The sequence below is a fragment of the Roseburia sp. AF12-17LB genome, from assembly GCF_003479605.1.
Taxonomy (GTDB): Bacteria; Bacillota; Clostridia; order Lachnospirales; family Lachnospiraceae; genus Roseburia_C; species Roseburia_C amylophila.
The window spans coordinates 536573-550375 of record NZ_QUHR01000001.1 but is presented as its reverse complement, the minus strand read 5'-3'; the positions used below and the strand labels follow the sequence as shown (position 1 = coordinate 550375).

Sequence of the window (13803 nt, the reverse complement as noted above, 5' to 3'; positions counted from 1 at the left end):
TCATTTGCTCCTTTACTATCTCATAACTCAAGATTGTATCTTATTTTTCCCCATTTGAAAAGAAGTAAATGTAATTTCCATTTAAAAATTTCAATTTAATTTCTATTCAATTTATGCTTCTTCCTGTTTTTTGGTCTTTAACAGTTTGGTAAAGCAGCTTGCTGCCACCATAACACCTAATACCATCAGAAGAACTGCAACAATGAGCTGCAAACCATCTATCAGAAATACTGCAGTTCCATTCATTACATTGCTTACCAGTGCAATGAATTTCTGAACCAGTGCAGTAAAGGTTACTGCCAGCATGCTTACCATTGGTACATACAGTGTCCAGCCGGTACGTCCGGTAGTCTTTAAGAATACAGCCAGTGCAATCAGAACAAGTGCTGCAAGTAACTGGTTTGCAGAACCAAACAGCGGCCATACATTGTTGTATCCGCCCAGTGTTAATAAGTATCCAAAGAATAAGGTCACGATTGTTGCGAAATATTTATTGGTTAATACTCTGCGGACACCACCCATTTTTGCAGGGTCTGTTGTATCCTCATAGAATAATTCCTGGAAGGACATTCGTCCGATACGTGCTACAGAATCCAGTGAAGTAAGTGCTAATGCAGATACACACATGGTCATAAATACAGTTGCCACATCATTTGGTACACCTAACATCTCAAGGAAGCCAGCAACACCGGATGAGAAGATTGCAAATGGTGTTCCATCTGGTTTTGTACCATTTACAGCTACTGCACCAACAACGACCAATACGATAATTCCAAGTAATGACTCTACTACCATTGCGCCATAACCAACCATAGGCATATCTTTTTCATTGCGGATGGTCTTAGATGATGTCTCAGAAGATACCAGACTGTGGAATCCGGAAACAGCACCGCAGGCAATGGTTACAAATAAGGTCGGGAACAGATAGGATTTACTTCCGTCTGCTCCGGTTAAAACGAATCCGTTAAATGCATTTAACTGCATTGCAGGATGTGCAACTACTACACCAACAACTGCGCCGATAATCATACCAAGAAGCATAAATGTTGTCATATAATCTCTTGGCTGCATTAAAAGCCACATTGGAAGTACCGATGCTAAGAATAAGTAAATCATAATAATGTAAATCCACATGGTCTTATCAGTATAGATAGGAAGTTTCATACCTACTGCAAACATTACTACAATTAATGCAATTGCAACGATACCTTTTACGATTTCGTTCATCTTTGGTGCTTTCTTTAAGATAATACCAAGGATAACTGCAACACCAATGAATAACATGGAAACGGTTGCTGCTGCACCGTTGGCATATACAGCATTACCATCTCCTGCCGGATATGCATTGAAAGTTCCGGCAACCATATCAGTAAATGCTGCGATTACCAAAAGGGTAAATAACCAGCAGAATAACATGAAAAGCTTTCTTCCCATCTTACCGATGTACTTTTCAATAATCATACCCATGGATTTTCCTTCATTCTTAACAGATGCATACAGAGCACCAAAGTCCTGTACTGCTCCGAAGAACAATCCACCAACTACTATCCATAAGAATACAGGTACCCATCCGAATACACTGGCAAGGATTGGTCCCGTAACAGGGCCTGCACCAGCAATAGATGAGAACTGATGTGAGAATACGGTAAATCTGGATGAAGGAACAAAGTCCTCTCCGTCTTCATATTTTACTGCAGGGGTTTCAGCTTTCGGGTCGATTCCCCATTTCTTAGCCAGCCAGCGTCCATAAAGCAAATAACCGGCAGCCAACAATACGATGGCTATTAATACAATAACTAAACCATTCATTTTCAAATTCCTCCTCATATGAATTATTTAATTATTGTTTTTACTCCCTTTTAAATTTAATGTCAAGGTCTAAATTTAATCAATTTTATATTACTTTTTTAATCTATCCTTCCTTTAATCGTTGCTCTGCAATGCGTCATAGCCGGTCTCCCCGGTACGGATTTTCTGGGCGGAGCGAATCTCATAGCTGAAGATTTTGCCATCGCCGACCTCCCCGGTAAAGGCTGCCTTCTGTATGGCTTCGATGGTTTTTTGTTCCCATTCTTCGGAAGATACTACGATTTCAAATTTGATTTTCGGAAGCATCTGCACTGCCACTTCCATGCCCCGGACAATTTCTTTATATCCTCTCTGCACACCGCATCCCATAACCTGCGATACTGTAATACCGTTGACTCCGATGGCATTTAATGCTGCTTTTACATCTTCGAATTTTTCTTCCCGCACAATTGCGTCTATTTTAATCATCATATCTGATTATCTCCTTTTCTATCCTACTGGTCTAATCCGTTGAAGCTTGGGTAAGCATTTTCACCGTGCTGGGTTACATCCAGTCCAAGCTGTTCTTCTTTTAAGCTTACACGAAGCGGTGTAAAGATCCTTACCACTGCCACACAAAACAGGGTACCAACCACTGCAATTACAATTGTAATTAAAATTCCTTCCATCTGTGCCAGGAAAAGACGGTAATCTCCAAACACCAGTCCATCCCATTTTGCAGTACTGTTAATGGATTTCTGTGCAAAAATTCCGGTGGCAATTCCACCCCAGATACCACCAATTCCATGGCATCCAAATGCATCCAACGCATCATCAATTTTCAGTTTCTTCTTAATAAGTGCAACTCCGAAGTAGCAAATCGGGCTGACCAAAGCTCCGATAATAAATGCTGACCAGATTGGAACAAATCCTGCACCCGGTGTAATTGCCACAAGCCCTACCACAAGCCCGGTGGATGCACCTACCAGAGTTGGCTTTCCTTCTTTTACAACATCAATAAGCATCCAGGATAATAAGGCTGCTGCTGCAGAAATTGCAGATGTCATAAATGCATGGGCTGCCAGTCCATCGGCTGCCAGTGCACTTCCTGCATTAAATCCAAACCAGCCAAACCATAAAAGAGATGCTCCTAATACAACAAACGGGATATTATGAATACGATAAGTTACCTGCTCATAGCCACGTCTTCTTCCAAGTATGATTGCCAGAACCAATGCACTGACTCCGGAGCTGATATGTACCACATCTCCTCCGGCGAAATCAACAGAACCAATCGCTGCTAAAAGTCCGCCTTCTCCCCAGACCATATGTGCCAGTGGATAATATACAACAAAGGACCATAGTGTTACAAAGAGAAACAGTGCCTTAAACTTCATTCTTCCTACTAAGGAACCGGTAATCAGTGCCGGTGTAATCATGGCAAACATCATCTGGAATGCACAGAATACAAGATGTGGAATGGTATCTGCATAAGGTCCTGTCTCCCAGCCTACACCATTCAAGGCTATCCAACGGAAATCTCCAATGATACCTCCGTGATTGCCACCAAATGCAAGGGAATAACCAAACAGTGTCCAAAGCACTACCGACAATCCCATGATTGCCACACATGCCATCATCGTGTTACATACATTCTTTCTTCGTACAAGACCTCCATAGAAAAATGCAAGTCCCGGTGTCATAAAAAACACAAGTGCTGTTGCAATCAGCATAAAGGCTGTATCTCCAGTATTCATATCTAATCCTCCTTCTTTTCACTTGAGAAACTCTTTATGCGAGTAGCGCACGGAGCAAAGCATGTGCCTTGGCACATTCTCGTGCCTGCGGCGGTCGCTTGCGATATCTACCTTATACGCCGCAGTGTGCATCCTCGCGGAGCGTTTTTTACTTTACAGGAAAACAATTTCCTGTAAAGTAAAAAAAGATGCCAAAAACACGTTTTCGTGTTTTTGACATCTTCGTCTACAGCTAGGACTATAGCACTTTTCTATCCCTATTGCAAGGGCATTTTTTAATCAATTAATTATTTTTTGTTCTTTTGCTAGTTTTTTTGTGATGTTTCCGGCTGTTTTCTCACCCAAAAGGATACTTTATTTCATCCATTTATCTGCCTCTTCTTTCAGCCAGGAGTACCATGCTTCCATTCCCTCTCCGGTCTTTGCGGAGATTGGGAATATCTTAAGATTCGGATTCCGTTTCCATGCATACTCCTTTACCTTATCCATATCAAAGTCAAAATATGGCAGCACATCAATTTTATTGATAATAAGTGCATCGCATACGGTAAAGATTAATGGATATTTCAATGGCTTGTCGTGTCCTTCCGGTACGGACAAAATCATTGCATTCTTCACTGCTCCGGTATCAAATTCTGCCGGGCAGACAAGGTTCCCCACATTTTCAAGGATAGCAATATCTACATCCTCAGTGCCAAGCTCCTTCAAGCCCTGTCTGGTCATGTCTGCATCCAGATGGCACATACCGCCGGTATGAAGCTGTACAACCTTTGCTGCTGTCTTATCAGCAATCGTCCATGCATCTACATCGGAATCAATATCCGCTTCCATGACTCCTACCCGGTAGTCCTTTAATAGTTCATTGACCGTTGGCACCAGGGTAGAAGTCTTACCACTTCCCGGTGAAGACATCAGATTTAAGAGAAATGTTTTCTCTCCCTTTAACTGTTCTCTTAAGCTGGCAGCATCCTTATCATTATTTTCAAATATACTTCTTTTTACTTCAATTACTTTCATTTCCAGTTCCTCAATTATACCCTATTTTACATCTGCTCTTGCCAGTGCATCTTTATAATACTTGAAGTCTGTAAATACTTCGTTGGTATACGGATTCTTCTTATTCTTTACAGATTTGTAAATGATGTATCCTAAAGCAATGGCATTTACAATCAGTGCCAGTGCGCTGACGATTGTCATTGCGGTCGGATCTGCATTGTTCGAAGTTCCTGCTACAATGCCATTTACCGTTCCGTCTGCATACTGTCTGGAAATGGTTGCCCATGGATAATAGGTTGTTCCATCGGCAGCAGTCTCCTGAAACAGTGGAAAAATCTGTGCAAACATACACCAGATTGCCAGTGTATTTGCACGGTTCATAATCCAGCCACCCTTGTTCCAGATTAATGCTGCAATAGTAGGTGCTAAAAGCAGTGCTACACCACAGAACCAGGAGTGGGTTGGCAGACAATTGTAGGTATAAGCGAAGTTCCAGATATCATATACTACAATGTAAACCCAGATCATATCCGGCCAGATCATATCTTTCTTGTCTTTGGAGGAATATACTTTCCACCAGCCTGTCATGCAAAGGATATTTAAGATTCCTGCGATTCCGTTCATTACGTTGTGCCAGCCACCATAGAGCCATACATCTTCGGAAGATAACCACCAGGAATACCAGCCGTTGATTGCGGATTCGAAATCGCTGGCTACTGCAATCAAAATATTAATTGCTACGATTACAAATGGGAATGCACGGAACCACTGTTTCTTTCCAATACCCCATTCATACTTAATCATCATAAAGCCGATACATCCGGCAAGTGCTGCATACAGTTTTGCGTAATGGAACCATCCATTCATATAAAGATGTGTCTGGTTATTTACGGCCCATTCTACGCCCTGTCCTGCGCATACTGCAATTACAACAAAGTAAACGGTAAGTGCCAGCGGAATAATTCCAAACATCATAAGTCCACCAAACTTGGTTCTTCTTGCAAACTCATTTAATAAAATAAGTCCGGCTAAGACTGCCAGCATGGCAATCCACTGATAAATTCCATTTCCTCCATAAACATGAAACAACATTTTAACCCCTTCTTTCTTTGGTAAATTATTTATTGGAAAGCCTGCCTCAGCAGGCCTCCATTTCTTTGATACTGCATTCATTTCCCGTCAGCAGATAGGTGTCATCACTCTTACAGTACGGACATTGTCTGCCGAATTTTACAGTCGGATAAGTCTTTTTGCAATTCTCGCACATGGTTACCGCCGGAAGCGTCTCGATACGCAATTCCGATTCCGATAACAGGTCCGATTTCTTCCGGTAATAGTCCCAGCAGTCTAAAAGGTATTCCGGGACAATTCCGCTGACTTCTCCAATTTCCAAAGTAACAGAACCTATCTTCGTCACTTCATTTTCTTCTGCTACTTCCTTTAATGTTTTGGAAATATGAATGATAATTCCCAGTTCATGCATACACTCACATCCTGCTTTTTATTTCTTCCTGCCTTTGAATTTAATCTTAATCTCACGCTTTAACATATATGGGAAGATTGCCTTTAACTTGTCTTCTGATTTTACCATGCGGCTTGCATCCGGCAGGTCACGGCTTAAGTGGATGGCATCAAATTCGCACTTCGTTGTACAGATTCCGCAGCCGATACACTTATTCGGGTCTACTACGGTAGCACCACAGCCTAAGCAGCGGTTTGCTTCTTTCTGTACCTGCTCCTCGGTAAAGGTGCTTCGTAAATCACGGAAAGTATGCTTTGCATCTCCAGCCTTATGTCCCGGCACCTGACGTTTTGCATTGTCAAAGGTCTCAACTTTAATATTGTCTTTATCCAGTTCAATGAACTGTCTTCTGTTACGTCCCAAAGTAAGGCTCTGTCCTTCATGGACAAAACGGTGAATAGATACACAGCCTTCTTTTCCTGCTGCAATAGCATCAATAGCAAATCTTGGTCCGGTATAGTTATCTCCACCGGTAAAAATATCCGGCTCTGCGGTCTGATATGTTACCGGATCTGCCTTTAAGGTTCCGTTCGGATTAAATTCCACTTTGGTTCCTTCTAATAAAGCCCCCCACTTAATAGACTGTCCAATGGATAATAATACCTGGTCACAAGGAACCGTTAATAATTCTTCTTCGTCATATTTTGGTGCAAACCGTTTATTCTCATCCAGTACAGCGATACATTTTTTGAATACCACTGCGGTCACTTTGCCATTCTCGGTAAGGATTTCCTTTGGTCCCCAGGAATTATTTACCACAATGCCCTCTTCTTCTGCCTCTGCCACCTCATCATCGGCTGCCGGCATAATATCTCTTGATTCCAGACAGAACATGGATACATCGGAAGATCCGGTACGAAGTGCGGTTCTTGCAACGTCTACTGCTACATTTCCTCCACCGATTACTACGGTCTTGCCAGATAATTTCACGCCTTCTTCATTTAAATTGACACGACGCAAGAAGTCTACTCCGGTTTCTACGCCTACGGCATCTTCTCCCGGTACTCCGGTCATACGTCCGCCCTGTGCACCAATTGCTATGTAAAATGCTTTATACCCCTGTTCACGCAGCTGTGTTATGGTGATGTCCTCGCCAACTTCTATGCCGCACTTGAATTCTACCCCCATCTCGCGCAGCACATCGATTTCTGCATTGATCACATCTTTTTCCAGACGGAAAGATGGAATACCGTTCATCAGCATACCACCCGGTCTTTTTTCTTTTTCAAATACAGTAACCGGATAACCCATTTTCTTTAAATAGAATGCGGCTGACATTCCTGCCGGTCCTGCTCCGATTACTGCTACCTTCTCCTCAAAAGGCTTTCCAGAATAATTCAACATTGGTGGAATATAACGCTTCTCTGCATGGAGCTCCTGTTCCGCAATGAATTTCTTGATTTCATCAATAGCTACTGCCTGGTCAATGGTTCCCCTGGTACATGCATCTTCGCAGCGGCGGTTACAGATTGCTCCACATACTGCCGGGAACGGATTCTCCGTCTTAATCAGCTTCAATGCATCCAGATATCTTCCCTGAGATGCCATTTTAATATATCCCTGTACCGGAAGATGTGCCGGACATGCTGTCTTACATGGTGCGGTACCGGTGTCATAACAGTTAATCTGGTTATCATCCCTGTAATTTGGATTCCATTTTTCCGGTCCCCACTTGGTGGTATCCGGAAGCTCCTGCTGCGGATAGGTAATATGTCCACCATCTTTGGTGCATAATTTCTGTCCGAGCTTTGCTGCACCAGCCGGACAGTACTCTACACATCTTCCGCAGGCTACACATTTCTCCGGCTCTACACTGGCACGGTATGCGGAGCGTGACATATTTGGTGTGTTGAAAAGCTGGGATGTACGCAATGCATTACATACACCGACTGCACAGTTACAGATTGCAAAGATTTTATCTTCTCCATCAATGTTCGTAATCTGATGGACATAGCCATTATCCTCTGCTCGCTGCAGAATCTCCATTACTTCATCATAATCAATGTAACGGCCCTTTCCAGTCTCTACACAGTAATCTGCCATATCACCGACACCAATACATAAATCATCCTCTAAGTCTCCGGTTCCCTCCCCACGGATTCGCTGTTGCCGTCTGCAGGAACATGCGCCAACGGAATATTTATCATATTTATTGAGCCAGTGGGAAATATGCTCCACGCTTGCCGACTGCTGGTTTGCCGGGATTGCTTTCTCTACCGGAATAACATGCATTCCGATTCCTGCTCCACCCAGCGGAACCATCGGTGTTACTTTCTCCAGCGGAAGTTTTGACATCTGTTCAAAGAAATCTGCAATCTCCGGATGTGTTTCCACCTGCTCTTTATTCATTACCATGAATTCTGCACAGCCCGGAACAAACATTGGCAGTATGTACTGCTTATGATGATCTTCATTTTCCCGGTTGTATTCAATCAGTCCGATGACACTCATCTGCTCTAACAGTTCTTCGGTCCGTTCTACGCTCTTCTTACATTTCTTTGCTACTTCTGCTGCGGTAGCCGGTACTCTGACTTTCATTGCCAGTGCAACTTCTGCCATCTCATCCGTTACCACTCCGGCAAGTCCCCAGTATTCCGGGTCATTTTCCGTAACTTTCACTCCGATTCGGTCTGTAATTTTCTGACCGAGTTTCAGAATCAATTCTCTTGGTTCTGCCATGTGCCCCTCCTTTGTATGATACCTGTATTGCTCCCCTCACAGGTTGTTTTTTGTCGTGATTCATCACAGTATTTGTATATATTATACAATATTCGGTTATTTTTATCAATAATTATCACACTTTTCACAATAGTTCTTCATAAAAAAGAAACTGTGTCTTGTGAATTTTATACACAAAACACAGTTTCCTGTTTCTTTTGATTTTCTCACTGTTTGAAACTCATTTTCTAAAATCAGTTTCCAAAATTCTTATTTTCTATTAATCCAGTGGAATCAGTCTTTCTTTTCCACCCATATATGGCTGCAATGCCTTTGGAATATTTACGCTTCCGTCCGCATTGAGGTTGTTCTCTAAGAACGCAATCAGCATACGAGGTGGTGCAACTACAGTATTATTTAAGGTATGTGCGAAATATTTATTTCCATCCTTGCCTTTAACACGGATTTTCAGTCTTCTTGCCTGTGCATCGCCTAAGTTAGAGCAGCTTCCTACTTCGAAGTATTTCTTCTGACGTGGAGACCATGCTTCTACGTCACAGGATTTCACTTTCAAGTCTGCCAAGTCACCGGAACAGCACTCAAGGGTACGTACCGGAATATCTAAGCTGCGGAACAAATCTACGGTATTCTTCCAGAGCTTGTCATACCACTCTTTGGACTCTTCCGGCTTACATACAACAATCATTTCCTGCTTCTCAAACTGGTGGATACGATATACACCACGTTCTTCAATACCATGTGCTCCTTTTTCTTTACGGAAACATGGAGAGTAGCTGGTCAGAGTATATGGAAGTTTTTCTTCATCATTGATGGTATCAATGAATTTACCAATCATGGAATGCTCAGAAGTACCAATCAGATACAAATCCTCGCCTTCGATTTTATACATCATGGCATCCATTTCATCAAAACTCATAACACCGGTTACAACATTGCTCCGAATCATAAATGGTGGTACACAGTATGTGAATCCACGGTCAATCATGAAATCTCTTGCATAAGAAATAACTGCAGAATGTACTCTTGCAATGTCTCCCATCAGATAGTAGAAGCCATTTCCCGCAACTTTTCCTGCTGCGTCCAAATCAATACCATGGAAACGATCCATGATATCGGTATGATATGGAATTTCAAAATCCGGAACAACCGGCTCACCAAATTTTTCAATTTCTACGTTATAGGAATCATCTTTTCCAATCGGAACGGATGGGTCTATGATGTTTGGAATTGTCATCATAATCCTGGTAATCTTTTCCTGTAAATCTTTTTCCTGCTCTTCCAACTCTGCAAGGCGGGCTGCATCTTTGCTTACCTGCTCTTTTAATGCCATAGCTTCGTCTTTCCTGCCCTGTCCCATCAATGCACCAATCTGCTTGGAAATACTGTTACGGTTTGCACGTAATGCATCTGCTTCCTGCTGTGCACTTCTTGCCTGCTCATCTAACTCAATTACCTCATCTACCAGTGGCAATTTGTGATCCTGGAATTTCTTCTTAATGTTCTCTTTTACGATGTCCGGATTTTCCCGTAAGAATTTTAAATCAATCATCTTTGTTCTCCTTCTTTGATATCATGTGCTTTTTTTGAAAATTTTATAGGATTGATTCGTAAGCATGCGATTTTTCTCGCTACTCGCGTAAAAAATGCCTTCCATCCCATGCATTTTCATACATGGGACGAAAGGCTTATCTACCGTTCCGCGTTGCCACCCATTTTGCCGCATCACATTTACGTCTTCTCTTCTTTGCCTGCGACCACTTCATTGCGTATCATAAGGGGTACGAACCCGTGGCTTTCACCACCAGCCTCCGAAAGTGGACCAATTGCTTCCTAATACCGGCTCACACCAGCCGCCGGCTCTCTGAATTATTCCGTCAATCTTAGCTTTCGTCAAACGCTGTTTTTACTCTGTTTCCTATTATAGCGCGGGGATTAGATTTACGCAAGGGGATTCTACAATCCTCTGATTATATTTAAGTAATCCTGGCGTTGGTCAACAACAGCATAGATTATAACTCTTTTATTTTCTTCATTTATCTTATAGAAAACCAGATTTTTTTCCAATATCAACACCCGATGCCCTTGTCTTTTCAATACCAGATAATGCGGTTCTCCCCCCTTTAATGGACGAACCGCCAAATCAAGAATATTCTGTTCCAGTTCTTCTAATTTTTCCAGTGCAACCTTATTACCAAAATTTTCGGCTATATACAATACGATTTTTCTAATCTGCGCATCTGCCGTTTCTGTACGAACAACTTCATATTTCAATAATTCTATTCCTCCCCAAGCATTTGTCTTAAATCATCAAATGTTTCACGAACCGGTGCTACTCTACCATTCTTTACATCATCTTCCGCTTCTGTAAGAATTTCCAAAAGTTCTATTCTTGACTTCATTCTTTTATATTCCTCATACGAAAGAGAGACTGTATCACCCCGACCGTTTACTGTGATTATAACCGCTTCATTTTCTTCTCTGCATTGTTTTGAAATTTCACTATAATGATTTCTTAAATCTGCAGATGGTCGTATTGTTTCCTGTAATGCATGCATAAAAAACACCTCCGCCTATATTATAGTCACATCATATCATAATTTGACTATGTTATCAAGTTTTCCCTTTTTTACTTATCGTAAAGTGAAATTTTTAATTCCAGTTTTTTGAATTCCAATCAATTATTCAATTATTCACTGGATGCTTGGTAATAGCAAAAATCGCCTAAACCTCACGGTCTAAGCGATTTTTCTTCAAAAATTTTTTGCAGTTCTTTATATTCAAAATACTGTGTTGCTGAAAAATGTGATGAATGTATGGTTAGTCGATAACTGTAACATCTTTATCCCACAAAAACTCTCTATGTCCATTCCAATTAACCCCATAAAAGGTATCCGCCTCTGTATCATTTTCAAAAACTTCTAATACATCAAACTCGGTTCCATTTTCCACTAAAAAGTATTCACTATATACTTCACTACTTGGCTGGTCTGTTAAATATGCTCCATTTTCACTTGTAACCTTCACCCGAAACAGCACCGGCTCCTCCGTTTCTGTCTCCGTCACAGCCTCGGTCTCTGTCACGACCTCATTTTCTACCTTTGCCTCCGTTGCCGTCTCACTCTCTGCCTCAGTTGTGACAACTGCTTCGGTCACTTCTGTAGCAGCTGAATTTGCCTGCTCCTTCGTGCTGCCGCAGGCTGTAACTGATATTGCCATAAGTATCGTTAATACTCCTGTCATAACTTTTTCCGCTATTGCTGTTGAAATCTTTTTGTTTTTCATAAATGTCCGCCTTTCCTTTTTATCTTCCTTTTATCATTTGAACTGCCCTCTATTTTAGTACATATATTTACTAAAATCAATAGTAAACATCTTTATTATGATAAATTAAAAAAGTCCTCTGCAAGACCTATTATTTTTAGGATATATTCTGGATTTTTTGAGAATTATATAAATTTATTTTTGAAGAATTCCGGATTTATTTTTTAGATTTGGAGATTATATGGATTATATACAGCGAATGCGTAATTTACGCGAAGACCATGACAAAACCCAGCAGGAAATTGCCGACGTTCTCGGAACTTCCCAGACCATGTACGCCCGCTATGAGCGTGGTGCTAATGAGCTTCCTATCCGCCATCTTCTGAAGCTCTGCCATTACTATAGTGTTTCTTCCGATTATTTTCTTGGTCTTTCTGATATAAAAACAGCTCATTTACACCATGACAGTAAAACCTAAAAAGAGGAAAATTCAATGAAATCTGAATTTTCCTCTTTTTTTACACGTTTTCTATTTTTTACTCGTGACGCAATGCCTCGATTGGGTCTAAGTTTGCTGCCTTATAGGATGGCAGAAGACCGAAAATAATTCCGATAATCATGGAGAATACCACGCCGCCTACGGCTGCCGGTGCACTGATGGCAACCGGTGTGGTACTAAGTTTCGAGATAATCTCAGCTAATATGATTCCCACCAGAACTCCAATCAATCCGCCTAAACTGGTAAGTACTGCTGCCTCGGTTAAGAACTGTCCTAAGATAACAGACTTTCTTGCTCCGATTGCTTTCTTCAGACCAATCTCACTGGTACGCTCCGTTACGGATACCAGCATGATATTCATTACACCGATACCGCCAACCAGAAGGGAAATTCCGGCAATCCAGATTAACATGGTATTGGTGGACTGGCTCAACTGCTGAATTTGTTTTGCCTGCTCCAGTAAGTCTTCGGATTTGTACTTAATGGTATCATCCGATGTTGCAAGATAGCCATTTAAAATATCGGCACTCTTCTTTCCTGCATTGGTCATATCGCTGGTGCTCTTTGCTTTAATGAGGACCTGCTGTGGTTCGTCATAACGATAGATAATCGGCCAGGTTACAGATGGTACATAAATCTTACCACTGCTGTCCTGGGAATAAGTATAATAATCATCAATGGAATTGATAACCGGCTCGAACTGCTCGCTCTTGGTTACAATTCCTACAACAATATATGGCTGCTGCTTAATCTCAATGGTCTTTCCAATTGGATTCTCACCCTGAAATAATGCTTCTGCAGAATCTTCATCTAAGATTGCGACCTTTGCAAAATCACTGTAGTCCTCTTCGGTAAAGCAGCGTCCGCTCTTCATAATCATTCCCGCAGTATTAAAGTAGCCATTGTCTACACCCATAATATAACCGCCGGAAAGAGAAGTATTTTTATAGTATGCTCCATCATAATCCTGTCTGGAAAGGAATAAAGATGCATCCTCTACTTCATCCAGATCTTTAATCTGCTCCAGTGCTTCATTTGTAATTACCGGAATTCCACCCGGTACGCTTCCATAGGAAAAATCCATAGAATAATCTCCCTGATACAACTGCACTGTAACATTGTTATCACCTGCGCCAATCAGGTTCTGCTCAATCTGTTCATTCGTTCCTTTAATCGTAGATACAATTGCAATAATCGCTGCAATACCAATAATGATACCCAGCATAGTTAAGAAGGAACGCATCTTGTGTGACCAGATACCCTGAAAAGATAATCTTAAATTTTCTAACATGTTCGTCCCT

The 13803-nt window shown here is 41.5% G+C and carries 13 protein-coding genes; 1 reads left to right on the top strand and 12 read right to left on the bottom strand.

The window, feature by feature from the left end:
* Window positions 1-111: 111 nt before the first annotated feature.
* The 11 genes from DWV68_RS02420 to DWV68_RS02370 form a co-directional block, all read right to left on the bottom strand.
* Window positions 112-1809, bottom strand: coding sequence for a carbon starvation CstA family protein (locus DWV68_RS02420; RefSeq protein WP_118664950.1), 1698 nt, complete (start codon window positions 1807-1809; stop codon window positions 112-114).
* Between the two features lie 114 nt (window positions 1810-1923).
* On the bottom strand, window positions 1924-2280 hold the full coding sequence (locus DWV68_RS02415; protein ID WP_022243940.1) for a P-II family nitrogen regulator: 357 nt from the start codon (window positions 2278-2280) through the stop codon (window positions 1924-1926).
* A 23-nt stretch (window positions 2281-2303) separates the two neighbouring features.
* A complete protein-coding gene (locus DWV68_RS02410) occupies window positions 2304-3545 on the bottom strand; it encodes an ammonium transporter (protein WP_118664948.1) in 1242 nt (413 codons plus the stop codon).
* 354 nt (window positions 3546-3899) lie between these two features.
* Entirely contained in the window at window positions 3900-4562 is a 663-nt protein-coding gene (gene hypB / locus DWV68_RS02405; protein WP_118173579.1) for a hydrogenase nickel incorporation protein HypB, read from the bottom strand.
* Window positions 4563-4583: 21 nt separating this feature from the next.
* Entirely contained in the window at window positions 4584-5633 is a 1050-nt protein-coding gene (locus DWV68_RS02400; protein ID WP_117840600.1) for a DUF5692 family protein, read from the bottom strand.
* Between the two features lie 46 nt (window positions 5634-5679).
* Window positions 5680-6024, bottom strand: coding sequence for a hydrogenase maturation nickel metallochaperone HypA (locus DWV68_RS02395; RefSeq protein ID WP_117697576.1), 345 nt, complete (start codon window positions 6022-6024; stop codon window positions 5680-5682).
* A gap of 18 nt (window positions 6025-6042) precedes the next feature.
* The gene (locus tag DWV68_RS02390) at window positions 6043-8742 is read right to left on the bottom strand and encodes an FAD-dependent oxidoreductase (protein WP_118664946.1); all 2700 of its coding nucleotides are present in this window, start codon (window positions 8740-8742) and stop codon (window positions 6043-6045) included.
* 259 nt (window positions 8743-9001) lie between these two features.
* Window positions 9002-10291: a serine--tRNA ligase gene (serS, locus tag DWV68_RS02385; RefSeq protein WP_118664944.1), complete on the bottom strand. Its 1290-nt coding sequence runs from the start codon at window positions 10289-10291 to the stop codon at window positions 9002-9004.
* Between the two features lie 404 nt (window positions 10292-10695).
* Window positions 10696-11013, bottom strand: a complete 318-nt coding sequence (locus DWV68_RS02380; protein ID WP_118664942.1) for a type II toxin-antitoxin system RelE/ParE family toxin — start codon at window positions 11011-11013, stop codon at window positions 10696-10698.
* Between the two features lie 5 nt (window positions 11014-11018).
* Window positions 11019-11297 carry a type II toxin-antitoxin system Phd/YefM family antitoxin gene (locus DWV68_RS02375; RefSeq protein WP_022243932.1) on the bottom strand — a complete coding sequence of 93 codons (279 nt, stop codon included), beginning with the start codon at window positions 11295-11297 and terminating at the stop codon, window positions 11019-11021.
* Window positions 11298-11559: 262 nt separating this feature from the next.
* Complete coding sequence (locus tag DWV68_RS02370; RefSeq protein WP_118664940.1) at window positions 11560-12024, bottom strand: hypothetical protein; 465 nt, start codon at window positions 12022-12024, stop codon at window positions 11560-11562.
* Window positions 12025-12244: 220 nt separating this feature from the next.
* Between DWV68_RS02370 and DWV68_RS02365 the strand changes: the two genes are divergently transcribed.
* Entirely contained in the window at window positions 12245-12481 is a 237-nt protein-coding gene (locus tag DWV68_RS02365) for a helix-turn-helix domain-containing protein (protein WP_118639131.1), read from the top strand.
* Window positions 12482-12539: 58 nt separating this feature from the next.
* On the opposite strand, the gene DWV68_RS02360 is transcribed toward DWV68_RS02365, so the two are convergent.
* Window positions 12540-13793, bottom strand: coding sequence for an ABC transporter permease (locus DWV68_RS02360; RefSeq protein WP_118056416.1), 1254 nt, complete (start codon window positions 13791-13793; stop codon window positions 12540-12542).
* Window positions 13794-13803 lie beyond the last annotated feature (10 nt).